Raw genomic sequence first — 23,391 nt, 5'->3', positions numbered from 1 at the left:
ATTGCTCATGCGAGAAGCCGCCATGTTTTCTCTAGCTGATTACACCTTCATGTCTCATGCGCTGCAATTGGCAGAAAAAGGACTTAACACCACATCCCCTAATCCGCGCGTCGGCTGTGTCATTACATGCAATGATCAAATTGTCGGCAGTGGCTGGCATGAAAAGGCAGGACAAGCCCATGCGGAAATTAATGCATTGGTCCAGGCCGGTGATGCGGTGCGGGGTGCGACGGTTTATGTTACGTTAGAGCCCTGTAGTCATCACGGACGCACGCCCCCCTGTGCTGATGCACTCATTAAGGCGGGTGTCTCCCGCGTTGTCATCGCTATGGAAGACCCCAATCCGCAGGTGTTGGGTAATGGCGGCGCAGCACTGAAACAAGCAGGTGTTTCAGTTCAGACAGGACTGTTGTCAGAACAGGCGCAAGCACTCAACATCGGTTTCATAAACCGCATGCGCTCCCAAAGACCCTGGGTGCGTCTAAAAGTCGCGGCAAGCCTTGATGGTAAAACCGCACTGAACAATGGTCAAAGCCAGTGGATTACCGGTGAGGCCGCGCGTATCGACGGTCACCGCTGGCGTGCGCGTTCGTGCGGTATGATGACCGGCATCGGCACCATACTGGCCGATAATGCGCGCTTGTCCGTTCGCCATATTTTCACATCCCGGCAACCAAAAAAAATCATTATCGATAACCGTCTGGAGATTCCACCCGATGCGCTCGTGCTTCAGGGTGAACAAGCATTTATTTTTACAACCGTGTCTGCAGATACCGGGAAAATCAATGTACTGGAAAAAATGGGTGCACGGGTGATTGTCTGCAAACAAACAGATCAGGGTAGAATTGATCTGAACCAGATGCTGGCAACACTGGCCGATCTGGAATTTAATGAAATTATGGTTGAAGCCGGCAGCGGACTCAATGGCGCATTGATGCACGCTGGATTGGTCGATGAGCTCATCATTTATATGGCACCGAGTTTACTGGGTGGCAGCGCAAAAGATATGCTTCAATTACCTGAATTGACCTGTCTTGATCATAAAATTTCACTAAAAATAGAAGATGTTCGAATGGTAGGGCAAGATATACGCCTGGTTGCCCGGCTTTGATTCGAGTCTGCTACAAGGTGCTTCAATACTTTTAAGCCTTGTCTGACTCATGCATAATGCATGCTGATCAGAACAAAGGCATGTCATGAGTTGGAAGAAACAGTTAGTTGATGTGGTATTTTTCAGCGGTTTAGGCAATGTACTGGCCAAAACGCTGCCTGAGCACTGGCAACGCCGTGCTCACGAGCGGCTGAATGATTTGAATCCCTATCGTGTCATTGCAGGCAATCACGACTTGATGCGTGCGGCGCGTCTGGCATGGGTGAAAGCCGCTCTCGAAGTGTTTGATAATGTTCGAAAGAACGTACAGCCGAATGGCTACGAAGCTGACAAGCTGCGGGAAATATTGCGCTTTGAAAAAAAGCAAGGAAAGACTTGTTAAGCATTCGATCAGCCGCGCTTGACCGGCGTCCTGATGCTGGACTTACAGCGATTGATCATCATCTGGAAATTATCATTCAAGGCACCTCCGAATTCATTGCGCCGGGCGAGCATCGTGCGCTAGATCAGCCGCTAACCCAGACTTTTGATAAGACGTTGGCGGCCTGGAAGAGTTTTCTTAATGATCTGGCGCTGCACCATCCCAGCGTGCGCGTCATTTTCAGTGGCCGTACACACGACTATGGCAACAAATTGACCACCAAAGAGCTGCCGCGCGTGCCGCAGGTGGAAATCCAGCCATTAACTTCAGAGCAGGTACAAAATTTTCTGGTGGTGTACAGCCCGGATAATGCCCAGCATTTATGGCATCAGTTAAAGGATTCTGCGCAGCTTGAATTGTACCGTTCCCCGTATTATCTCAAGTTGTTGATTGATCTGGCCAGTGACGGAAAGATACCCGATGTACGTGCAGCATTGAGCAGTCATTTGGCAGTCGCGTGACGGAGCGCGCGGGGGGCAAATGGAGGATGACGGCTGGTGCTAGCAATACTGACTGAATTTTCAAACAAATCCTGATGAACGGGGTGGTCAACACCCTGTTCAATTTATGTGCAGACTGCAGCAATGAACGAGACTTACTCTAAATGCATCAGGCTTTTTGCCGCCAATGATGGCCCGGTACTGATTATAACAACGCGGGTGCAGGATGCCGAGCAATTACAGTTGCTGCCGGAAAATGCAGACAAGGTCGATAGCATCGATATTACCATCACTGTTTCAGGAGATTGCGAGGCAAAAACAGGGGATTTTCTTGATCGGTTTTTTACAATCAATCATCAAAAAATCCGGGACAGTTATGACTTGATTATTTTTGATCAGGTGGCTGATGCTTCAGGGGTGAATTCCAGACAGGCTTTTCATTTGCAAACCCGCAGGAAAATGCTGGCGGCATTATTTAACCGGTTATCTACACAAGGCAGTCTGGTGATTCTCGCTGATAACGCAATCAGTTATAAAACACCGGCTCGTTTTATGGCTGCTTTGGTCAATCTGCTGATTAGAGCCGACACCAGACAATTTTGCGTTTTTAACTGGCAATACAGGCGCGAACTCAGCCAGGCCAATTTTCACGGTATAGAGAGTTATTTCATTTTTCCGGATGTCAGCGCATTTGCAGGACTGATTTCTGACAAGCGCTATGCTTACCGCTCGCTGCTGTCTCATATGTACGGGGTGCCTGTAAAGGTATACAGGCACCCCGGATTCTGGTGGCGCTGGATACTCATCTGGTCGGGTTTGATATGCGCATCTTTTCATCACCGGTTGATCCGGGCCAAAAAATGATACAGCAGGCTATTGATTTTATTTTTATGCATTGTGATGTACCCGGCCGGAACGCGGACTACACAATGAATATACACATCAAACACCCCTTGCTAATCCATGTCATTTTTGCTGACGGACCGTCCTTCTTTGTTAAAATGGCTGAAAAATCGGACGATCTCGAAAAAAGACTGCATAAAGAGTATGTTGCGATATCGCATGTTGCGCACTTTTATCCGGGCATGATTCCTGAAGCATTGCATTATCAGGTGGATAAAAAACAAAACCGGGTTCTTCTGGTGATTGAGGGGATTGAGCATAGTGCAGTTTTGTTAACAGATATTCTGCAGGCAAAACCGGAATTCAGGCAGCCGCTGCAGCATTTTCTGGGTGGAAATGACCGTTCGCATCTGGGCAATCAGTATTATTGCGAAAAGCAATTTGCGTTTTATCAACAGGCAGTGGCCGGATTACCTGAGGATTTGCAGCGGAACATACAGAAAGTCAGTGTGCAACAGCAATGGGACGAAATGATCCGGAAATTACCCATGATTGCACAGCATGGTGATTTGACAATCAATAATATCGGGCTGGCCAAAAAAAGTTTTATTCTTTTCGATTGGGAAGATTATGCAGCCGTGCAGTATGCCGGGTTTGATTTGACTACTTTACTGGTTTCAGGTTGTCAGTTTAATTTTCGGTTGCTATTGTCAATCATTGAGCAAGACAGAAAAACTGAAGATGTATCGTTTATCAAGCCAATAGTTTCATGTATTGGCATACCGGAATCCCGGCTGGTTGATTTGATTTTATTTCATTTAGTACTTTTTCATAAACTGAAGTCTCAGCACGGTTATTCCATCAGTATCATTGATCGTACGAAAAGAATCATTACTGATTTGGCTGACTATGTATTGAAAAATGGACGCAAATAACGTAAACCAGCCTGACCGGTCAATGCCTACACCAACTTAACTGGACGGAATTAATTATGGATTATCGTGAAAGCCACCAACAAAGGGGAGAGAATTACGATGAGTTGCTTGCGCAAGAGCCGATCAGTGCCTATATGACCCGAATTGAAAAGGACTTGTTAGCAAACATTATTCCTGTTCTTTTTCCGAATTCAATACCGGCCTATCTCGATTTTGCATGCGGTACGGCGCGCATCACAAGCATTGTTGCGCCGTTGTCGCAACGCGCTTACGGGGTCGACATCTCGGCAGGCATGTTGGAAAAGGCAAAAGAAAAATGTCCGCACACGGCATTCTTCAACGCCGATATTACCCGGGATATACTTGATATTGAACCCGTCAATCTGATTACTGCTTTCCGCTTTTTTGGCAATGCGCAACACGCGCTTCGCGAGGAAGTGCTTGCGGCGCTCAACAGGTTGCTGCAGAAAGGCGGTTATCTGATTATCAATAATCATCGCAATCCATGGAGTCTGAGAGCTGTTCTCGGCCGAATGAGCGGCGCCGCAATCGATCTGGATTTAACGCCCGTGAAATTAAAGAAATTATTAAACGATCATGGTTTCATCATCAAAAAAACCTACGGTATCGGCACCTGGATTTTTAGAAGTGCATTGGAGCAACCGAAGTATCTGGATTCATCCATAGCCAGGTATCTGGAACATGTTTCAAGTTTGCCCGCTTCATATTTGATTTCACCTGATGCGATTATCGTTGCGAGGAAGCGTTAAAGACGATCTTAAGTCTGCTAAAGCCGGTAAATCCACCGCTAAACCAGTGCTGTTGTAAAGTGCGTCTGTACAGCGTGATCAGGGCATTTTGAAGAGGCAATTTAACGCTGCCTGACAACCGGATTGATTTAATCAATCCGGTTGATAAAACGATGGTCTGGTATAGGAGATGATTGTCTGAGCATAAATTACGCGAACTGTGGAAAAGTTGTTTTGGATATATTTCCTGATAATTCTCTTTTCTATTCTCAAGCAGCGCAAAACTCAAGTTAATGTGATACCACCGTTGCTTCAATTTCTGCGAAAGTTTTGGCGACTTCGGTGAGTGGAATGGCTTGCCCCAATTGTTTCTCGATTTGCGTCAATGAGAATATGCCGCAGATGAATGCGCTGCCTTCACTGTTTCGATCCAGTACCAGCGTGTGTTGCCGTCCGGCATCACGCAGGGTGGCGATGATATGGCCGACCTTGGCGCGCCGTACTTCGTCAATGGAAATTGCTTCCAGATTTTTCAGCGGTGTCATGATATCTGAGACCAGAATTTCGCTGTGTTTGATATGGCGATCCTGGTTAAAACGCATGGGTTTTTCTCCGAGTATATCGGTGGCGGTGATGACGCCTTGCAGCATGCGATCGCCATTGTGTACAAACAGTGAGCGCACACCGCGCTGTTTCATGTAAACATTCGCCAGCTCAATGTTGGCTTTTGGATCAATGGTTGCTACATGGCTATGACGTAGATCAGTCATGATTTCGATTGCGGGTGATTCGAGTGTGACGCGTTTGGCGGGTGCGGGTTTGAAAACATACACGGCGCCGGACAAGCGCTGTGCGGGGAGCACATGATATTCAGTCATTACAGAACCCTCCTTGAAAATGGATGGAAGAGCGCGTGAAAATGAAAAAATGAGCACAATGCGTAGTATTAAACAACATTGAAATTCTACATTTTCAATTGTGCACTCTACGCTTATCAAAATGATGGGTCAATCATTATGATTTAAAGCACAGAGAGATATGATTTAAAAATAATAGGAGCTGGTTGAACAAGCAGATATGTTTTTATCGACCGTAGTGATTAAGAATCTGGTTTTTTAAAACGTGAAATGATGTCTTTTGTTTCCGGTCTGATTCCGCGCCATAGATAAAACGACTCGGCAGCCTGTTCGACCAGCATGCCGATGCCGTCGGCCAGATTGCACACGCCTTGTTGCCCGGCGTATCTGAGAAAGCGGGTGGGTTCTGCACTGTACATCATGTCGTAGGCGAGCGCGTCTGCTGCAAAGATATCCGGCGGTAAAGTCGGCAGCGCGTCATTGAGACTTGCGGATGTGGCATTGATAACGATGTCAAAGCTTGCGCCTGCAAAGTACATATACTCGCCGGCATCTAACTGGCCATGTTGAATGAATTGCTTTTTGAGTAATACGGCTTTCTGCGGCGTGCGGTTGGCGATGGCAAGTATGGCAGGTTTTTGCTGCAACAAGGGCAATATAGCGCCACGCGCAGCACCACCCGCGCCCATAAGCAGAATGCGTTTTTCAGTAATCGGTGTGCTCAGGTTGACAGCAATGTCCCGAACTAGTCCGGCGCCGTCGGTATTGTCACCCAGAATCTGATCTTCTACGAATTTTAACGTATTCACAGCCTGCGCGATATCGGCGCGTTCAGTCAGACTGGTCGCCAGTTTATGCGCTTCCAGCTTGAACGGAATGGTGACATTTATGCCTTTACCGCCTTGGTGGTGAAAAGTGTCTGCTGCTGTTTTAAACCCGTCCAGTGGAGCGAGAATGGCATCGTATCGCATATTTTGTCGGGTCTGCTGGGCAAATGCACTATGGATCAATGGCGATTTACTGTGGGCGATGGGGTTTCCAATGACGGCGTAGCGATCTGTCATGTGCAATTGATAAAAATGTAGTAGACGGTTACTGACTCATGAGTGTATCCGAACGAGCGAATACCCAAGTGCGGGTGATATGCAGGATATCCGTGTCACGACTGATATCCGGCGGAAATGGTGCAAATCCGTTCTTGCCGGCGAGTCTGACAATCCGTATGGCTGCATCATCAAGAATCTTGAAACCGGATGAACGGTTAATGCCAATTGATTCGAGGCTGCCATCGGCACGAATGCCGACAGTCAGTTGCAGGTTGCCATAGAGTTTTTCTCTTTTGGCATCTTCAGGATAATTTAAATTGCCAATGCGTTCCACTTTGAGACGCCAGTCTTCGACGTAACGAGCAAAGCGGTATTCTGTCGTGCGCGCACCGACAAATGTTCTCTTGGGCCGTTTTTGATAAGCATCATGATCTTCGGCAATTTGCGCTTTCAAGCGTGCAATGTCGAGGCTGCGCTGCAATAAATCGATTGCTTCCGGATCCTCTCTAACGAGCTGTTTCTCGGGTTGATCCCGGGCTGTGTCGGTCTGCGGGATGATCGCTTCTTTTTGCATGGCGGTCATCAGTTTTTGCGCTACCTGCTCCAATTGCTTGACTTTTTCTTCTGTAGCCTGGTTGTCTCTGAACGGCTTGCTTTTGGGTAGTATCGGAAAGGGTGTTTTGGCGCGCCGGTCTTCGTCGATATTGCCCCCGCCGTCAAGACTATCTTGTGCAAGTAATTGTGTGTCAGTGGGCGCTAGCTGAGTTTTGTTGTTAACCAGAACGACTTCCAGTGATGTGGCTATTCTGTCAAAATCGGCTTCTGGAAACTGAAATGTTACGCCAAACAGGATAGTGAGATGCAATATCAGTGAAAAAAGCATGGCGCCAAACAAACGTCGGGTTTGCCTGTCTTCGTAAGTGACAGCAGATAATTCGTTCCGTATGTTGATGGCGACCGACAAAGATTGAAACCCTGATGTTAAGTTGAGAATATAAAATTATAATATTTTAGGCAACAACTGAAAAATTGTCACATAAAATCACAAAGTAATAAGGCTGATTAACGTGTTTTTAACGCATATTGCGTAGTGTTATGATTCCAGTTTCTGGACAAATTTTACCTGCAGACTTCGATCCAAAAGATCAATATCCAAAATTTCCAGTTTCACATAAGCATCCGGGGCCATGTTGGGCAGCGACGGTACGCGCATGACCAGTGGCATATGATCAAACTTGACAAGGTTCTCTTTGATAACTTGCGCATTTATGGTCTGGATGTTCTCTTGTATCAACCAGCGTAAACACCAGTAATGCTCCATGGCGCGCTGGAAATCACTATAAAAGCCATGCGCGATTTCAAAATCCCGCATGGCGATCAACAGACTGTCGTTTTCGCGTGTGTATGGTGGTGTTTCGTTACGTATCATCGCGATCAGTTGTCGTTGGTTGATCAGATCGACGTAACGGCGCATGGGTGAACTGATCCACGCATATTGTGCAACGCCCAACCCTTGGTGTGGTGCAGGTGAAGTGCTCATTTTGACTTTGCCATTACCCTGGTTGCGATATATCCCCGCAATATTTGCGTTTGCAAGCTGCTTGCCCCATTCTGTGTTAGCGTAAATCATGAGTTCGGAAACGACCTTATCTATGGGTGATCCGCGTCTGCGTTCCCTGATCGCGACATGGTCATCGCTGACATCAAAAGTATAATCAATCTTGTCGTTTTTGCTGTCGCTGGCCTTGCCACGGATGGTTTCCATTTTGCAGGCAAAATGCCATAAGATACGTAATTCTTCTATGAAAGGATGCTTTAAATCATTTTCATTCAGCGTGTTTTCATTAAAATAGGTTTCCAGCGTATCATGGCGCAGGTTTTCTGCAATATTTATCTTTTCGATTCGGCTTTCAATATGCGTGACCGTGTAGTCATCAGCAACGTCCAGATATAGCGAAACAGCCGGACACATTCGATTTTCACTGAGTGTGTAGTGATCAATGGCGGTATCCGGCAACATGGTAATCTTTCTACCGGGTACATAGACTGTTGACAGACGTTTGGCTGCGGTCATATCCAGTGGAGAATCCGGTTGAATACCCAATGCAGGCGCTGCAATATGAATGCCGATGCGGAAACTACCTAGTTTTAAAGGTGTAATCGAAAAGGCATCATCAATTTCTGTGGTGGACGCATCATCAATACTGAAAGCAGCAGCTTCGGCGATGGGCAGATCATGAGATTCATTTAAATCCTGTTGTCTGTTAATTTCGCTAAAATCTATCCCGTTGGGAAAATGTTCCCAGAGAAACTGATTAAAATGATAATCATGTGACGAAGTGATGGCCCCGCATTTTTCCAGCAACCTGGGTACCGACAGCTTCATCCGCACGCATGCATCGTAAAGCGCTTTCCACTCAATAGTGTTTTTGTCCGGATTGTAGAGTAAATTGGAAGTAATGGATTTGAATTCTTCCGGCAAGACGGCACTGCAAAGTTGTTCTACGTAACGTGCTTTAAGTTCAGCCTGCTGGCGTTTTTTTTCCTGACTGGCAATTGCAGCCTTGAGCGCATCTGGCGGTGCAGCTTTATAGCGGCCTTTGCCTTTTTTGTAAAAATACATTGGCGCATTATGTAACAAGATTATTGTTGCAGCTGCCTCCACCGGATTGGGAGTATGTCCGAAATAGTCAGCAGCAAGCGTGTCACTCTCGAATTCGGTGTCTTGCCCACAACATTCCCAAAGGAAATCGGGGTCCAATTCATCCGCTACTTTTTGTGCCTGATTCATAAACTCGGATAAGGTTGGTGTGTCAAAGCGCAGCAGAACGGATGCTGCTTTGATTTTAGAGCGCTTGCCATGTGCTGCTTCCACTTGCAGCGACGTAGTGTTGTCAGCCAGGATGGCGCCTACTTTGAAACTTCCTGACTCTTCATAAAAAACATTCATAGATAAGATGGTTTTTATAAAATCGATTGGATGGAAAAATGACTAAGAAGTTGCGATACAATTAACATAAGCTCAGCAAAACGGCATGTGTAAGTGGCGTGTTGCCTGTGTGTTGAGAATTCTGCAGCCAGAATTCTATGAAATATTGTGCCGATTATATACGAGACAGTTAATTTGGCATGAAAATTGATTGCAAAAATCGAGCCGAACTCAAGAAAATGACCGTAATCGATGCATTCATTTTTAGATAATATGATTTGATTAAGTGAGCCAAAAAATTTTTCCCGAAAATGTTCGCGCGGTGGCGCGATGCAGTGATACTGACGGTAGTGTTTTTTTGCATAGATGCCAGCTTGTCAGCAAGTTGCGGCGATAATGAATACTGATAGCCTATAAAAACAATATGACATTGATTTTGAATTATTTTAGAATTGGGGTTATGAATGGGGTTAATTGTTTGGTAAGTGAGGCAGGTGCACTTGGTGATCGCATCAACTCGATTATGCAATAAAATCTTAGGCGTGATTCTTAAGAAGTCGTTGGATGCTGTTTTTGAGTTCCGAATCCGGTAATGTAAGGGTCAGGCGATTTAGGCATTCAATGCCCGCATTGCTGATTTTTGTTTTTTTTAAATGAAATGTTTTCACCGGATGTGATATAGCAGTAGAACTGGTATGGCCTGGTTTCTGCACCAAAATTTTGATTGCTGTAATTTCCCATCCTAGATTTTGTATTTTTTGCAAGATCGACGGTGAAATGTGTTTGAGTTTTGCTGCAACGGATGCATTTTCAGCCAGTAGTGTTAACCGGCCGCGCGTTATCTGGCCAAGTTGGCAATGTTTAATGAGATGAATCGGAATAACGGTTGATGTCGTTAGCATTTGTTGCATTTTATTTAATTGCGTTACCTGATTAAACAAATCTGTGTATTCAGGATTTCTACCTAGGGTACGAAGATATTTTTTTATATTCTGAGAGGTCATGGTTATTTTAAAAAATATCCAGAATTAACACTATGAATATTATTTTGATTTCCAGCCGATCTGCACAAGCAAAAAAAATTGTGTTAACTAAGGTACATCTTACATTATTTACAGTTGTATTACTAATGGCTGTGCTGTCAATGGCTTTAGGTTTGAATTTTTTGTCGCTACGTTATGCGGATCGAATAGATGCGCCGTTTCTAAAAGCATTGTTGGTCAATCCACAGGAAAAAAGACATCAAAAGATACAATCGCAGTTACATGACAACTTGAATATGATGGCAACCAAACTGGGGCAAATGCAAGCGCAGTTGATGCGTCTTGACGCTCTGGGGGTTCAGTTGCTGGAATCATCCGGTCTGGAGCTTGAAGATTTCATGCTGGATCAGCCGCCAGGACAAGGTGGCGCATATGAGGATTTGCACGCCGATGTTGTTTCAATAAATGAACTTGACCGAAAACTGCATGAGTTATCCATGATGCTGGATGAGCGAACGGATAAGCTCGGCGCAATGGAGGTGCTGTTTCGCAGTGAGCGGTTGTCACAACGCGTGTTGCCTACGGTCATGCCGGTTGAAACCGACTGGTATTCTTCGGGCTTTGGATTCCGATTTGATCCTTTTACAGGAAAACGCGCTTTTCATGAAGGCGTAGATTTTGCGGCGAAAATAGGGACGCCTATTCATGCAGCAGCCGGCGGGGTCGTTGTTTATTCCGACAGGCATTCTGTGTATGGTAAGATGGTCGAAATTGACCATGGCGATGATATCTTAAGCCGTTATGCGCATGCCTCAAGGTTGCATGTTGAAGTCGGCCAGGTTGTTACACAAGGGCAGAAAATCGCGGAAGTTGGCAGTACCGGGCGTTCAACAGGGCCGCATTTGCATTTCGAAATAAGGCATAAAGATGTGCCGCAAAATCCATCTCGATTTCTAAAAAAACCGGGCTGATTGATTATAAATGTGACCAGGTAATCAATTGGCGTCCAGTGTTGATTATCGTAAGGTACCGATTGAATGCATTAGTATATTGTTCTAACCGTTGCTTTTCTTTCACAGATTTATATAGAGTGAGGCAAATGTCTCACTCTTTGTTTTTTCCGAATATTAATTTTATTTCATTGTTATGCTAAGTAATCTACTCAAAAAAGTCTTTGGAAGTCGTAATGACCGCATAGTCAAGCAGTACTCTAAAACTGTTGATGCGATTAATTCACTTGAAGCTGAAATCGAGCTGTTGACGGATGCTGAGTTACGCGCCAAGACAGACGAATTTAAGCAGCGTATTGATGGTGGAGAAACGTTGGATGCAATACTGCCTGAGGCATTCGCTGTGGTGCGCGAGGTGGGTAAACGCGTACTCAACATGCGCCATTTTGATGTGCAGTTGATTGGCGGAATGGTTTTGCATGATGGTAAGATTTCGGAAATGCGTACAGGTGAAGGTAAAACGCTCATGGCGACTTTGCCTGCATATCTGAATGCTTTGTCAGGTCATGGTGTTCATGTAGTGACTGTCAATGATTATTTGGCAAAGCGTGACGCTGGTTGGATGGGCAAGATCTATGAATTTTTGGGGATCAGTGTCGGCGTCATCTACGGTCAAATGCCGCGTGAAGATAAACAGGCTGCTTATGCAGCAGATATTACCTATGGCACCAATAATGAATACGGCTTTGATTATTTGCGTGACAATATGGTGACACATCAGGCTGAGCGCGTACAGCGCCATCTCAACTTTGCGATCGTGGATGAGGTGGATTCTATTTTGATTGACGAGGCGCGAACGCCGCTTATTATTTCGGGCCAGGCTGAGGGTGATACGGAGATCTATGTTCGTATCAACAAACTAATACCAAAATTAACCCGCCAGGAAAAAGAAGACAGCCCGGGTGATTATAGTGTTGATGAAAAAGCGCATCAGGTGACATTGAGTGAAGAAGGTTTTGAGCATGCTGAGAAGCTTCTGGCGGAAGCGGGTTTGCTCAAATCGGGTACCAGTCTGTATGATCCGGCAAATGTGAGTTTGATTCATCATTTGACTGCAGGTCTGCGTGCGCATGCTCTGTATTTCCTGGATCAGCATTACGTGTTACAAGACGGCGAAGTTGTCATTGTCGATGAATTTACGGGGCGTCTGATGGCCGGTCGACGCTGGTCTGATGGGTTGCATCAAGCGGTTGAAGCAAAAGAGGGTGTTGCCATTCAGAAGGAGAACCAGACTCTGGCTTCAATTACTTTTCAGAACTATTTCCGCATGTATCATAAATTGGCGGGCATGACTGGCACGGCGGATACCGAAGCTGCAGAATTTCAGCAAATTTACGGTCTAGAGACTGTGATTGTTCCAACGCATCGTCCTATGATACGTGATGATCGTATGGATCAGGTTTTTCGTACCATGGATGAAAAAAATAACGCCATTATCGAAGGAATCAGAGAGTGTTATGAGAAGGGTCAGCCTGTCCTCGTAGGTACGACATCTATTGAAAACAACGTCTTGTTATCTAAGTTGCTGGATCGTGCAAAACTACCGCACCAGGTACTGAACGCCAAACAGCATGCTAGCGAGGCCAATATTATTGTTCAGGCTGGACGCCCAAAAATGGTCACCATTGCGACCAATATGGCCGGGCGGGGTACGGATATTGTGTTGGGTGGTAATCCTGAGCCAGAAATTGAAGGCATGCGGCGTGATGAAAAATTGAGCGATGCCGAAAAAGAAAAACGTATCAAGACGATCCTCGAAAAATGGCAGGTGATGCATGATGAAGTCCTGCAAAAAGGGGGGTTGCATATCATTGGTACAGAGCGCCATGAGTCGCGTCGTGTAGATAATCAGTTGCGTGGCCGTTCGGGCAGGCAGGGTGATGCCGGATCAAGCCGTTTTTATCTTTCACTGGAGGATCCTCTGCTGCGCATTTTTGCGTCTGATCGTGTTGCCAATATCATGACGCGTCTTAAAATGCCTGAGGGAGAAGCCATTGAGCATCCTTGGGTTACACGTGCGATAGAAAACGCGCAGCGAAAGGTTGAGGCGCGAAATTTTGATATACGGAAACAGCTGCTGGATTATGATGATGTGGCTAATGATCAGCGTAACGTTATATATCAGCAGCGTAATGAATTGTTGGAAGCGGAACATGATATTACAGAAACCATTACTGCTGTTCGTGAGAGCGTGTTGACCAGTCTTTTTAATCTGCATATCCCACCGCAAAGCGTCGAAGAACAATGGGATGTGCCAGGATTGGAGAAAGCGTTGGCGTCCGAATATCAACTGCATTTGCCCGTTCAGAAGTGGCTGGACGAAGAATCGGATTTGCACGAAGAAACGTTATGTGATCGAATCATAGAAATCGCGGCGCAGCACTATCAAGGTAAGGTGGATCAGATCGGTGCTGATATTATGCATCAATATGAGCGTGCGCTGATGTTGCAGATTATTGATGCGCATTGGCGTGAACATCTGGCAGCATTGGACCACTTGCGGCAAGGCATACACTTGCGTGGTTACGCCCAAAAAAATCCAAAGCAGGAATATAAGCGTGAGGCATTTGAGCTGTTTACCAATATGCTCGAAGAAATAAAGGCGGAAGTAACCAGAATATTATTAACCGTTCAAATTAAAAATGAGCAGCAGGTTGAGGCTGTCACGGAAACACTCAAGTCACCTGATAAAGTGGAATATCATCACGATAATGTGTCTGGCGGTATGGATGGCGGTAAGGATTCTGACGAGACAGCATTGCAGCCCTTTGTGCGTCAGGGAGACAAGATTGGACGCAACCAGCCTTGCCCATGCGGCTCAGGCAAGAAATATAAACAGTGTCATGGCAAGATTCGGTAATTTTATATAAGTTATTCTGTCATATTTATCGGTTCTGAGTACCGCAAAAGGGGGTTGTACCTGTTTTGAAGTTGAGCGACAGTGTACGGCAATACCGACTCTGTATAGCACCTCGCTGTTTCGATTTAAAATGGAACGATACTTTATTAGAAAAAGTTTTTTTAGTATATCCCTGTCATGCTTATGGTATAATGCGGCCCATTTATCCAAGGGGCTGTCTAAAAATAATAACAAATCAAAAGCGATGTTTTAATGTGTCGAGAGCGCGCGCGTAAACACACTTTAATTCCATATGTTTATTGAGAAAAAACATATGCTTGAGTTGTTAGAGCTTCGTTTCTCGAATTTCTTAAGACAGACGGCTAAGACAGACAGCTTTATATTGAATCAGAGTATCTGGCGGATCGAGTACATTTTTTAAGACTTTGAGTGAGAATGACACTCCTGAAAAAAGTGCCGGATAGAAGTTTTTTAACGGTTTTGCATATACATGTAACTGATATTGCATGAAAAAAATAATTGATGGAATTTTAAAATATGGCAGATAGTTTCAGCATTAATAATGAGATGAGTGGAAGAAGAAAGTTCCTGGTTGCTGCGACTTCTGTAGCAGGTGGGGTTGCGGGAGTTGGTATTGTGGCGCCCTTTGTTCTGAGCATGATGCCAAGTGAGCGTGCCAAGGCTGCAGGCGCACCGGTTGAAGTTGATATATCCAAACTTGAACCGGGTATGCTGCTCATGGTTGAATGGCGTGGGCGTGTAGTGTGGATTCTGGACCGGACACCTCAAATGCTGGCTACACTTGAGAAACTGGAACCTCAACTGGCTGATCCGAATTCAGAAAAAGAGCAGCAGCCTGATTACGCAAAAAACAGAACGCGTTCAATCAAATCTGAAATTCTGGTTGTGGAGGGTATTTGTACGCACTTGGGATGTTCTCCAGTTTTTAGGAAAGATATCGCGCCTGAAGACCTGGGATCTGATTGGTTAGGTGGTTTTTTCTGTCCTTGCCATGGCTCTAAATTTGATCTGGCAGGCCGCGTTTACAAGAGTGTGCCTGCGCCAACAAATTTGGTAGTTCCACCTCATGTTTATTTAAGTGATAACGTCCTTTTAATTGGGGCAGAAAGCAAGGAAACTGCATAAATGAACAAGCAAAACAATACGTTTCTTGAATGGATAGACAAACGCTTTCCGCTGGTGTCTACCTGGAAAGAGCATTTTACTGAATATTACGCACCAAAGAATTTTAATTTCTGGTATTTCTTTGGTTCATTGGCACTCCTGGTGCTTGTAAATCAGTTGGTTACTGGTATTTTTCTTACCATGAGTTATAAGCCGGATTCAAGTCTGGCTTTTGCTTCAGTGGAATATATCATGCGTGATGTTGATTACGGCTGGCTGATTCGTTATATGCATTCTACCGGTGCATCCATGTTCTTTGTGGTTGTATATTTGCACATGTTTCGTGGCATGATGTACGGTTCTTATCGAAAACCACGCGAGCTTTTATGGTTAATCGGTATGGGCATATTTTTTGTTTTGATGAGTCTGGCATTCACTGGTTATATTTTGCCTTGGGGACAAATGTCATACTGGGGCGCGCAAGTGATTGTAAGTATGTTTGAAGCCATTCCTTTTATTGGTGAAACACTCCATAACTGGATATTAGGTGACTTTATGCTTTCGGATGCGGCGCTTAACCGCTTCTTTGCCTACCATGTTGTGACGCTGCCAGTTTTAATTGTGGTTCTGGTGTTTGTACATATTATTGCTTTACATGAAGTCGGTTCAAATAACCCGGACGGTATCGAAATTAAAGAAAATAAAAATCCGCAAACAAAAATACCAGTTGATGGGATCCCGTTTCATCCTTATTACACCGTGAAGGATATTTTTGGCGTTGTTATATTTTTGATTGTGTTTTGCGGAATCATTTTCTTTGCACCGGAAATGGGTGGGTATTTCTTGGAACACAATAATTTCATTCCGGCTGACACATTAAAAACACCGGATCATATCGCGCCAGTGTGGTATTTCACCCCTTATTATTCAATGCTGCGAGCAGTCACAGTAAACTTCCTTTGGGTTGATGCGAAATTGTGGGGTGTGATTTTAATGGTTGCCGGTGTTGCTGTTTTCTGTTTCTTGCCGTGGCTTGACAGGAGTCCTGTTAAATCCATTCGTTATAAAGGCCCGATTTTTAAATTTGCTTTAACGCTTTTTGTTATCAGCTTTTTTGTCCTAGGATGGTTGGGCACGCAATCGCCTACACCGCTATATACCCTGTTAGCGCAAATCTTTTCAGTTATTTATTTTGCGTTCTTTATTTTAATGCCTTGGTACAGCAAAATAGATAAAACAAAACCTGAGCCTAAAAGAGTAACCAAATGAATAAAATAAAAATATTTCTACTTGTCTTGTTTATGGCTCCAATGAGTTTGTTCGCTGCAGAGCCTGGGATGCCACTAGATGCGGCGCCTATTGATACAACAGATAATGAGGCATTACAGCGTGGTGCCGAATCCTTTGTAAACTATTGCCTGACATGCCATGGCGCTAGTTTTATGCGCTACAACCGTCATCGCGATATCGGTTTGGATAGCGAAGCCGAAGTACTCGATAAATTGGTTTTAACAGACCAAAAGGCAGGCGAGTTGATGCTATCAGCCATGCGTAAAAATGAAGGTGAAGAATGGTTTGGTGTGGCACCACCAGATTTGTCGGTGATTGCACGTTCAAGAGGTGCGGATTGGTTGTATACATACCTGCGCGCTTTTTATCGTGATGATACAACAGTGCCAGGCTGGAATAATCTTGTTTTTGATCGTGCAGCCATGCCGCACGTGCTTTATGAACTACAGGGTGAACAAAAGCTTGTTGTGCAGACCGTTGATGGTAAAGAAGTAAAAAGTTTGGAGTTGGCTAAACCGGGCTTGATGACCGTGTCTGAATATGATCAGTATGTTGCTGATTTGGTGAATTATCTGGTTTATCTCGGTGAACCCGGCGCAAATGATCGTAAGCGCTTGGGCATCATGGTTATGATATTCCTGTTTGGCATGCTGGGGTTGACCTATGCCTTGTATCGAGAATATTGGAAAGACATACATTGATTGATAAGCTTTTCATATCTCAAGTATAAGCATGGGGAAAATATAATTATGATGACTTTGTACTCAACAATTACCTGTCCTTATAGCCATCGCTGCCGCATCGTTTTACACGAAAAGGATATGGACTTTGAAGTAATTGATGTTGATCCAAATAACAAGCCTGAAGATCTTGCAGTAATGAGTCCATATGGAAAAGCACCGATTCTGGTAGAGCGGGATCTGGTTCTATACGAATCCAATATCATTAATGAATATATTGACGATCGTTTTCCACATCCGCAGTTGATGCCAGCCGATCCGGTAATGCGTGCACGCGCCAGATTGTTGCTGTATCGCTTTGAACAGGAACTGTTTTGCTATATTGATGAAATTGAAAGTGCAGATGCTAAAGCAATAGAGAAAGCACGTGTTGCCATTGCAGAAAACCTGACGCTGATTGCTCCCATATTTGAGAAGCAAAAATTTATGCTGGGTGACGAATTTTCAATGTTGGATGTCGCTATTGCGCCGTTATTGTGGCGACTTGAGCATTACGGAATTAAATTGCCCAAACAGGCTGCCGCACTATTAAAATATTCTGAGCGATTATTTAGCAGACCTCTTTTTATCGATGCGTTGTCTGCATCCGAAAAGGTCATGCGTAAATGAAACTCCCATCGACAAAGCCATACCTGATTCGATCCATCTATGAATGGTGTAATGAATGCGGTTATACGCCATTATTGTCTGTTAAGGTAAGTCCTGAAATGAGCATACCTGCTGATAGTGTTAAGAATGATGAAATCATTTTTAATATTGATCATGGAGCGGTGCACAATCTTGTAATTGGTAATGATATAATAAGCTTCTCAGCGAGGTTTGGTGGTGTTGCAAAAGAAATAATTTTTCCTACTGATGCTGTTAAAGGAATTTTTGCAAAAGAAGTTAACCAGGGTATTGCATTTTCTGAAGTGCAACATGATATGACGCAGCAACAAAAAAAAACTGAGAGAGATGATAAGGCAGGATTGTCTGCGGCAAAAAATAAAGCAGCCGGTAAAAAATCAAAAACCAAATTGCGTCTGGTAAAATAAAGCAACTCACTCATTTAACCTAACAACTAGCCGGCATAGCTCAGATGGTAGAGCAGCTGATTTGTAATCAGAAGGTCCCGAGTTCGATTCTTGGTGTCGGCACCATAAAAACAATAGCTTAAGTAGCATTTTTAAACTCCTGATTTTCACATTGTGTCACAATTGTGTCATTCAGGAGTTCATCTACAACAATAGCATGTTTCCTGAATTGCTCTGGAGCTAAGTGAGCATAGCGTTTTACCATTTCAGTTGATTCCCAGGCTCCCATCTCTTGAATTACATTCAACGGAACACCTTTTTGAGCTAACCAACTTGCCCAGGTGTGCCGTAGATCATGCCAACGGAAATTTTCAATACCAGCCCTAATTAAAGCTTTACGCCATGCTCTTGTATTAGTTTGAATGATAGGTTTTCCCTGATAAGTAAAAACTCTGACTGAGTGTTTACCTATTTGTTTGTTTAATACTTCAAGAGCTGTATCATTCAGCGAAACATGAATATTCTTTCTTCCTTTAGCTTGATCTGCATGAATCCAAGCAACTTTACGGTGAAGATCAATCTGCGACCATTCCAAGTCCGTTACATTACGTTTACGCAAACCAGTTGATAAAGAGAACTTAACTATATCTACTAAATGCTCAGGTAATTCTTTGAGTAAAATAGTTACCTGCTCTGGACTAATCCAACGAATTCGACGTTTAGGCTCTTTGTAGAGTCGGATAAATGGCGCTTTCTCAATCCATTCCCAATCATTAGCGGCACGTCTCAAAATAGCACGTATCATCGCAAGATAACGATTAGCAGTAGAGGGAGATGTTTCTGAACACTTTATTTCACCTAATTCTGCGATGGTTTCACGCGTTAATTCGCATAATGATCGACCTTTAAAAAACTGATGTACCCATGCAACTTGGTTGATGTCTTGCTTATGTGAGGCTTTATGCGATGTTTCCATTAACCATTTGTAAGCAGCTTCATCCCAAGTGAATTGTGGCTTATCACCCAGCTTAGATATTCGCCATGATTCAGCTTTTAGCTTATCGTGGTATTCTTGCGCTTGGGTTTTATCACTTGTTGCAGCAGAGCATCTAATTCGCTCTCCTGTCGATGTGGTGAATGAGATCCACCACGTTTTACCGCGTTTGTAGAGTGGCATGATTTGTCCTCCTTATTTGCAACCACTCGCAACGCTTGCCAAGTATCAGCATAATGTGATCTGATGTATTCGACAAGGTCTTCGAGAATAAATACCCAACTCTTGCCGAGTTTTGCACCCGGGATTTTTCCGGCTTTGGCACGTCTGCGCACTTCTTCAGCGTGCATCTTTAAAAGTTCTGCAGCTTCAGCAAGAGAAAGGGTTTTCATAGGTCGTAACGAATTGATGAGTTTGTGAGTTTTATGACGGTTCCGGTGACGTCATCTGTTTTCCAATATGGCTCGGTTAGCATTTGAAATAAATTTTGTCTACAACTGAAACGAATCTTAAAAGGTTGTATGCAAAGTGCGCCCCAAGCATTGTGAAAGAGATAATAATCAAGTTCGTGTGGGTAAATTCCCGTGCGCTTTGAATTTGCAAAAAGATTTGCCAGCTCACCCATTGCCCAATCCAAATCGTCAACTTCAAAATTCATCGGTATCACCTTGTGTTCGTAAAAAATAATCTGTAAATGCAAGGCGTTTTGGTATGGCTTGTCGTTTCAGCCTCTCGACAACACGTTCAGCGCTACCTTCACGTTGAAGCATTACATTGAAAAGGGCGCCGTAGGCGGTTGAGGCAACCTGTACAGAGCGTTCGTAAGTTATGCGGTCTTGTTCTTTGACGGTATGGATACGAAGAGCACGTCCAGATACCCAAGACATACAAGGGTAAGCACCAGCCACATATTCACCCGGATGCAATAAAACATCGAATGGGATTACGCGATCTTTTGCATGAAATTCAACTTCCCACCGAACCCAAGGGCTTGATGGAGCACCAAGTTGTTTGCCTTTCTCATAAATCCGGATAAGTTTGCCATTTTTGCGATTGCCAACTTCAAACGTGCGTCCCAAATCGTCGGCAGTAATCCAGTTTCCATGTTGCCGTGGTTTAGGATTTCTGCCGCCTTGCTTGAAGCCGCCACTTTTATAAAGTTCAACAGCATGGTCTACTGAATGATTGCCGAGAAAGTCATCAACTGCCCCGTCCCAGCGGGTTATACGCGCATGCAGCTTATTTTCAAGATATGAAGCAAAAGATTGCCAGTTAGAAATAAACGCGCACCCTTCGCCGGACAGCGATAAGAAAGCAGAATTGTTTTGACCGCCATAAGCAAAAATGACGCAACCATGATCAAATTTAAAGGAATGTTTCCAACCGTGTAATCCGCGCTCTTGATCAGTCATGCCTCCAAAAACACAGCTAGTTGCTTCGCTAAAAGCAATAAAAAAATCTTTTGGATTATTATTTTCAGGACGAAAAGGAAATGAAATATTTAGCCAATCTGTTAAAGCTGCTTGAGATTTATTTCTTTCTTCGATTGGACTTTCCCCCCGTATTACCGTACGGGGGTAATCAGTAGTGTGATTGGTATCTGATGGTGCCTGAACATCGCACACTAAAGCGCCAGTGCATGCTGCGCTGGCGGCTGGCGCCGCCATCAGCGCATTAGCACTGGCATTATCTTGGGTAACAGGTATTGCAAAAGGATTTTTCATACCCCTTAATATAAAGGGTATTGATTATCCTTGTCAAGGGTATTTGTTACCCTTTATTCTGATCCGATCTCCCGGCGATTATCAATTTTTATATCACCACTCACAGCCTTCCAGAAGTTACTAAGTTTAGAAGCAATTTTGTAACCAAGTGACTTATGAGCAAGAGGACCTTCAGGAGGAAACATTTCGCGTATGTTTATATCAAGAATTGTTTCATATTTCTTTATAGTGCGTTTATTATGAACAATTACTAATACTCTCCAACCATAGATGCGCCCAATCATTAGCATGCCAATAGCATTTTCAAGCTCATCAGCTTGTCCGCGAAAATTTTCGACAGCTTTATCGATAATCGCAACATATCGCACAGCTTCTTCAGGAGTTAAAGGAGGGATTGGTTGTATTTTAAAATCAGACATTATTTATTTTTCCTTAACCGGGGTATAAAGCATAATAGATTGAGGGGTAATAAACAACCTCTTTTGATTGCATGAAAGAGAATAGGAACAAGCAAGTCAGATTTGTTTAGCAGGATGGACTAAGGGGTTTAAACACGGTAGTAGCGCGGGATCGGCCAGCATGCCCGTCAAGTCCGGACATGGCCTTGCGCCGGGCCGACCGGCGCACCCGGGTAACAGTTTCTTTTCAATTTACATCAAGTAAAAGATACTTCTCAAGTCATTTTATAAATGCTATTTCTTTATAATTGAGATGTATTAAGGTCGGAATCGACTAAAGCCTTATACTTGGGTTAGTAAAAATACAGTATAACCAGCAAGAACGCTTAATATAAACGAAATGGTGTTGGCTATTATTAGTTTGATAGTACTATTTTTCGAATCTGCAATAAACTTTGTTTGTTGATTTGCATCGCCACCAGTTAAATCAAATATGCTAAATGAAGAACTAGTTCTATTCCATCGATCTACTCTTGAATTAAGAGAAGATGCAAGCCTTCTTAGATATTCATGTCCTATAATGCCAAGCAGTAAGAGTGGAATCATATTTTCTATTGACTGTTCTTTCAAAAAGAGAAAATACGCAGTAATACAGAGTATTGGGAATAACCAATAATTCAAAAATTCGATTTTTCCATGATGCTTTCTTAGAAACCTATTGAAGGTTATAAATGGTTGCGGTTGTATGCAACCTTCTATCCATTTCCCAATTATCGAGAAAATTTCTTCAGCGAACATTTGTGTTGCACCTGTTATGGATACTGAAACTGATGATCCATGCTCAAATTCAAAATTATCTAGTTCGCTAGGAGATTTAGAAAGAGCTGCTTGGATTACCAGTAAAGGATTTACTGGATTAGACAATCTGACAATTACAGATAATTCATTGGGTATGTCGCCTATTTTATGACTGATGGCCCAGTTAAGTATCAAACGCTCTGTACATTTTTCACTATGATTAATGGTATTGTTTAAATATTGAAAGTCATTATGCTCAAAGTGAGTCCTATCCGTGAAACTAACAATGTATTGCAAGCCATTAGAACTTGGGTGCAATGTCCCAAGTTTTTCACAAATTTGACTATGTATTCTTAATATTGCTTTTTCATTGCATATAAATTTGTCAGTGTATAATTTTGTTACGGCACCTAATTTCGACGTTGAAACAGAATATGGCTTCGCAATTAACGAAGATGGACTATTTTTGACTAACGTTTGGTTCATTTTAAATATCCCATTAGACCCAGGTATTATCAGTTAGAATTCTTTATTTTTCTTTTGTAGAATTGGATGTAGATTGATCTAGGATTTTACAGTATATCGAGCAATGAGTTATAAGTCTAAAGTTGTAGATATTGTGACAAATTTGTGTCATGGTGCGCCATAAATGATGCAAATTCACGCTGTGTGAGATAGGTTTTAAATGCAGAAATCGGTGTAACTAATTGTTATATATTAATAAATTGTTTTGTGGTTGCGTCTCATAATCCCTTGGTTGCAATTTTTGTAGCTAACTCAACTTTCTGAATAGTGATTTTGTATAACAAAAAATGTGATGTGACAATTTTGTGTCAAATTTTTCCACAAACAACAGTGAGATAAAGCACTCTGAGGTTGATTTTGGTTTGGGCAAGCATTGCAAGCAACTGATTATTAAATATACTTATATATGGTTATGTGCTTTGTAATCAGAAGGTCCCGAGTTCGATTCTTGGTGTCGGCACCATAAAAACAATAGCTTAAGTTGTATTAGCTCCGATCAAATCTTACACACCACTTGCAAAAGTGAGAGTTACCCGTTTTGATAAAGGTATCGAATCTTAATCAAAACAAAAAAGGTAACTCTCAATGACACATACTAAC

General features: G+C 43.5%; 24 protein-coding genes and 1 tRNA gene. 14 read left to right on the top strand and 11 right to left on the bottom strand.

The annotated features are described in order from the left end of the window. Positions 1–22 precede the first annotated feature (22 nt). The 6 genes from ribD (at position 23) to C8R11_RS14580 (ending at position 4,520) form a co-directional block, all read left to right on the top strand. Complete coding sequence (gene ribD, locus C8R11_RS14605; protein WP_107796351.1) at positions 23–1,111, top strand: bifunctional diaminohydroxyphosphoribosylaminopyrimidine deaminase/5-amino-6-(5-phosphoribosylamino)uracil reductase RibD; 1,089 nt, start codon at positions 23–25, stop codon at positions 1,109–1,111. 85 nt (positions 1,112–1,196) lie between these two features. Further along, the gene (locus C8R11_RS14600; RefSeq protein WP_107796339.1) at positions 1,197–1,493 is read left to right on the top strand and encodes a metallophosphoesterase family protein; all 297 of its coding nucleotides are present in this window, start codon (positions 1,197–1,199) and stop codon (positions 1,491–1,493) included. Beyond that, positions 1,487–1,993, top strand: coding sequence for a hypothetical protein (locus C8R11_RS14595; protein ID WP_107796338.1), 507 nt, complete (start codon positions 1,487–1,489; stop codon positions 1,991–1,993). The genes C8R11_RS14600 and C8R11_RS14595 overlap by 7 nt, the downstream gene beginning before the upstream one ends. A 123-nt stretch (positions 1,994–2,116) precedes the next feature. Further along, a complete protein-coding gene (locus C8R11_RS14590) occupies positions 2,117–2,836 on the top strand; it encodes a hypothetical protein (protein WP_107796337.1) in 720 nt (239 codons plus the stop codon). Beyond that, positions 2,761–3,750 (top strand): phosphotransferase, encoded by a 990-nt coding sequence (locus C8R11_RS14585; RefSeq protein WP_219908617.1) that lies wholly within the window; start codon positions 2,761–2,763, stop codon positions 3,748–3,750. Before C8R11_RS14590 ends, C8R11_RS14585 begins: the two co-directional genes overlap by 76 nt. 56 nt (positions 3,751–3,806) lie before the next feature. Further along, positions 3,807–4,520, top strand: coding sequence for a class I SAM-dependent DNA methyltransferase (locus C8R11_RS14580; RefSeq protein WP_107796335.1), 714 nt, complete (start codon positions 3,807–3,809; stop codon positions 4,518–4,520). Between the two features lie 269 nt (positions 4,521–4,789). On the opposite strand, the gene C8R11_RS14575 is transcribed toward C8R11_RS14580, so the two are convergent. The 5 genes from C8R11_RS14575 to C8R11_RS14555 all read right to left on the bottom strand — a co-directional run bounded on the left by C8R11_RS14575 (position 4,790) and on the right by C8R11_RS14555 (position 10,335). Continuing rightward, positions 4,790–5,377 carry a CBS domain-containing protein gene (locus C8R11_RS14575; RefSeq protein WP_107796334.1) on the bottom strand — a complete coding sequence of 196 codons (588 nt, stop codon included), beginning with the start codon at positions 5,375–5,377 and terminating at the stop codon, positions 4,790–4,792. Positions 5,378–5,598: 221 nt separating this feature from the next. Beyond that, positions 5,599–6,420, bottom strand: a complete 822-nt coding sequence (aroE, locus tag C8R11_RS14570) for a shikimate dehydrogenase (protein WP_107796333.1) — start codon at positions 6,418–6,420, stop codon at positions 5,599–5,601. 28 nt (positions 6,421–6,448) lie between these two features. Then, positions 6,449–7,285 carry an energy transducer TonB gene (locus tag C8R11_RS14565; protein WP_107796350.1) on the bottom strand — a complete coding sequence of 279 codons (837 nt, stop codon included), beginning with the start codon at positions 7,283–7,285 and terminating at the stop codon, positions 6,449–6,451. Between the two features lie 210 nt (positions 7,286–7,495). Further along, entirely contained in the window at positions 7,496–9,352 is a 1,857-nt protein-coding gene (locus tag C8R11_RS14560; protein WP_107796332.1) for a ribonuclease catalytic domain-containing protein, read from the bottom strand. 515 nt (positions 9,353–9,867) lie between these two features. After that, positions 9,868–10,335, bottom strand: coding sequence for a DciA family protein (locus tag C8R11_RS14555; RefSeq protein ID WP_107796331.1), 468 nt, complete (start codon positions 10,333–10,335; stop codon positions 9,868–9,870). A 32-nt stretch (positions 10,336–10,367) separates the two neighbouring features. On the opposite strand from C8R11_RS14555, the gene C8R11_RS14550 reads away from it, so the two are divergent. The 8 genes from C8R11_RS14550 to C8R11_RS14515 all read left to right on the top strand — a co-directional run bounded on the left by C8R11_RS14550 (position 10,368) and on the right by C8R11_RS14515 (position 18,478). Beyond that, positions 10,368–11,285 (top strand): M23 family metallopeptidase, encoded by a 918-nt coding sequence (locus C8R11_RS14550; RefSeq protein ID WP_107796330.1) that lies wholly within the window; start codon positions 10,368–10,370, stop codon positions 11,283–11,285. Positions 11,286–11,460: 175 nt separating this feature from the next. Next, complete coding sequence (gene secA, locus C8R11_RS14545) at positions 11,461–14,184, top strand: preprotein translocase subunit SecA (RefSeq protein WP_107796329.1); 2,724 nt, start codon at positions 11,461–11,463, stop codon at positions 14,182–14,184. 537 nt (positions 14,185–14,721) lie between these two features. Then, positions 14,722–15,330, top strand: a complete 609-nt coding sequence (petA, locus tag C8R11_RS14540) for a ubiquinol-cytochrome c reductase iron-sulfur subunit (protein ID WP_090700100.1) — start codon at positions 14,722–14,724, stop codon at positions 15,328–15,330. Beyond that, complete coding sequence (locus C8R11_RS14535) at positions 15,331–16,578, top strand: cytochrome b (protein WP_107796328.1); 1,248 nt, start codon at positions 15,331–15,333, stop codon at positions 16,576–16,578. It abuts the gene before it with no gap. Next, on the top strand, positions 16,575–17,300 hold the full coding sequence (locus C8R11_RS14530; protein WP_107796327.1) for a cytochrome c1: 726 nt from the start codon (positions 16,575–16,577) through the stop codon (positions 17,298–17,300). Before C8R11_RS14535 ends, C8R11_RS14530 begins: the two co-directional genes overlap by 4 nt. 48 nt (positions 17,301–17,348) lie before the next feature. Continuing rightward, positions 17,349–17,948, top strand: coding sequence for a glutathione S-transferase N-terminal domain-containing protein (locus tag C8R11_RS14525; RefSeq protein ID WP_107796326.1), 600 nt, complete (start codon positions 17,349–17,351; stop codon positions 17,946–17,948). Continuing rightward, the gene (locus C8R11_RS14520) at positions 17,945–18,373 is read left to right on the top strand and encodes a ClpXP protease specificity-enhancing factor (protein WP_107796325.1); all 429 of its coding nucleotides are present in this window, start codon (positions 17,945–17,947) and stop codon (positions 18,371–18,373) included. The genes C8R11_RS14525 and C8R11_RS14520 overlap by 4 nt, the downstream gene beginning before the upstream one ends. A gap of 29 nt (positions 18,374–18,402) precedes the next feature. After that, positions 18,403–18,478 (top strand) — tRNA-Thr (locus C8R11_RS14515). Between the two features lie 13 nt (positions 18,479–18,491). Here the strand turns inward: C8R11_RS14515 and C8R11_RS16560 are convergent. From C8R11_RS16560 to C8R11_RS14485, 6 genes are all read right to left on the bottom strand, one after another. Then, positions 18,492–19,496 carry a tyrosine-type recombinase/integrase gene (locus tag C8R11_RS16560; RefSeq protein WP_244907712.1) on the bottom strand — a complete coding sequence of 335 codons (1,005 nt, stop codon included), beginning with the start codon at positions 19,494–19,496 and terminating at the stop codon, positions 18,492–18,494. Continuing rightward, positions 19,406–19,738 carry a helix-turn-helix domain-containing protein gene (locus C8R11_RS14505; RefSeq protein ID WP_107796324.1) on the bottom strand — a complete coding sequence of 111 codons (333 nt, stop codon included), beginning with the start codon at positions 19,736–19,738 and terminating at the stop codon, positions 19,406–19,408. The genes C8R11_RS16560 and C8R11_RS14505 overlap by 91 nt, the downstream gene beginning before the upstream one ends. Then, on the bottom strand, positions 19,735–20,004 hold the full coding sequence (locus tag C8R11_RS14500) for a hypothetical protein (protein WP_107796323.1): 270 nt from the start codon (positions 20,002–20,004) through the stop codon (positions 19,735–19,737). The genes C8R11_RS14505 and C8R11_RS14500 overlap by 4 nt, the downstream gene beginning before the upstream one ends. Continuing rightward, positions 19,994–21,070, bottom strand: coding sequence for a replication initiation factor domain-containing protein (locus tag C8R11_RS14495; protein WP_107796322.1), 1,077 nt, complete (start codon positions 21,068–21,070; stop codon positions 19,994–19,996). The genes C8R11_RS14500 and C8R11_RS14495 overlap by 11 nt, the downstream gene beginning before the upstream one ends. Before the next feature lie 53 nt (positions 21,071–21,123). Further along, complete coding sequence (locus C8R11_RS14490; RefSeq protein WP_107796321.1) at positions 21,124–21,489, bottom strand: hypothetical protein; 366 nt, start codon at positions 21,487–21,489, stop codon at positions 21,124–21,126. 321 nt (positions 21,490–21,810) lie between these two features. Further along, the gene (locus tag C8R11_RS14485; RefSeq protein WP_107796320.1) at positions 21,811–22,752 is read right to left on the bottom strand and encodes a hypothetical protein; all 942 of its coding nucleotides are present in this window, start codon (positions 22,750–22,752) and stop codon (positions 21,811–21,813) included. Between the last annotated feature and the right edge of the window lie 639 nt (positions 22,753–23,391).

Source organism: Nitrosomonas aestuarii (assembly GCF_003046585.1).
GTDB classification, from domain to species: Bacteria; Pseudomonadota; Gammaproteobacteria; order Burkholderiales; family Nitrosomonadaceae; genus Nitrosomonas; species Nitrosomonas aestuarii.
This window is presented reverse-complemented; position numbering and strand designations above follow the sequence as displayed.

Coding starts and splice junctions, on each gene's coding strand:
- ribD (WP_107796351.1), top strand. CDS start 23: ATGTTTTCTCTAGCTGATTACACCTTCATGTCTCATGCGCTGCAATTG.
- C8R11_RS14600 (WP_107796339.1), top strand. CDS start 1,197: ATGAGTTGGAAGAAACAGTTAGTTGATGTGGTATTTTTCAGCGGTTTA.
- C8R11_RS14590 (WP_107796337.1), top strand. CDS start 2,117: ATGAACGAGACTTACTCTAAATGCATCAGGCTTTTTGCCGCCAATGAT.
- C8R11_RS14580 (WP_107796335.1), top strand. CDS start 3,807: ATGGATTATCGTGAAAGCCACCAACAAAGGGGAGAGAATTACGATGAG.
- C8R11_RS14575 (WP_107796334.1), bottom strand. CDS start 5,377: ATGACTGAATATCATGTGCTCCCCGCACAGCGCTTGTCCGGCGCCGTG.
- aroE (WP_107796333.1), bottom strand. CDS start 6,420: ATGACAGATCGCTACGCCGTCATTGGAAACCCCATCGCCCACAGTAAA.
- C8R11_RS14565 (WP_107796350.1), bottom strand. CDS start 7,285: ATGCTTTTTTCACTGATATTGCATCTCACTATCCTGTTTGGCGTAACA.
- C8R11_RS14560 (WP_107796332.1), bottom strand. CDS start 9,352: ATGAATGTTTTTTATGAAGAGTCAGGAAGTTTCAAAGTAGGCGCCATC.
- C8R11_RS14555 (WP_107796331.1), bottom strand. CDS start 10,335: ATGACCTCTCAGAATATAAAAAAATATCTTCGTACCCTAGGTAGAAAT.
- C8R11_RS14550 (WP_107796330.1), top strand. CDS start 10,368: ATGAATATTATTTTGATTTCCAGCCGATCTGCACAAGCAAAAAAAATT.
- secA (WP_107796329.1), top strand. CDS start 11,461: ATGCTAAGTAATCTACTCAAAAAAGTCTTTGGAAGTCGTAATGACCGC.
- petA (WP_090700100.1), top strand. CDS start 14,722: ATGGCAGATAGTTTCAGCATTAATAATGAGATGAGTGGAAGAAGAAAG.
- C8R11_RS14535 (WP_107796328.1), top strand. CDS start 15,331: ATGAACAAGCAAAACAATACGTTTCTTGAATGGATAGACAAACGCTTT.
- C8R11_RS14530 (WP_107796327.1), top strand. CDS start 16,575: ATGAATAAAATAAAAATATTTCTACTTGTCTTGTTTATGGCTCCAATG.
- C8R11_RS14525 (WP_107796326.1), top strand. CDS start 17,349: ATGATGACTTTGTACTCAACAATTACCTGTCCTTATAGCCATCGCTGC.
- C8R11_RS14520 (WP_107796325.1), top strand. CDS start 17,945: ATGAAACTCCCATCGACAAAGCCATACCTGATTCGATCCATCTATGAA.
- C8R11_RS14505 (WP_107796324.1), bottom strand. CDS start 19,738: ATGAAAACCCTTTCTCTTGCTGAAGCTGCAGAACTTTTAAAGATGCAC.
- C8R11_RS14500 (WP_107796323.1), bottom strand. CDS start 20,004: ATGAATTTTGAAGTTGACGATTTGGATTGGGCAATGGGTGAGCTGGCA.
- C8R11_RS14495 (WP_107796322.1), bottom strand. CDS start 21,070: ATGAAAAATCCTTTTGCAATACCTGTTACCCAAGATAATGCCAGTGCT.
- C8R11_RS14490 (WP_107796321.1), bottom strand. CDS start 21,489: ATGTCTGATTTTAAAATACAACCAATCCCTCCTTTAACTCCTGAAGAA.
- C8R11_RS14485 (WP_107796320.1), bottom strand. CDS start 22,752: ATGAACCAAACGTTAGTCAAAAATAGTCCATCTTCGTTAATTGCGAAG.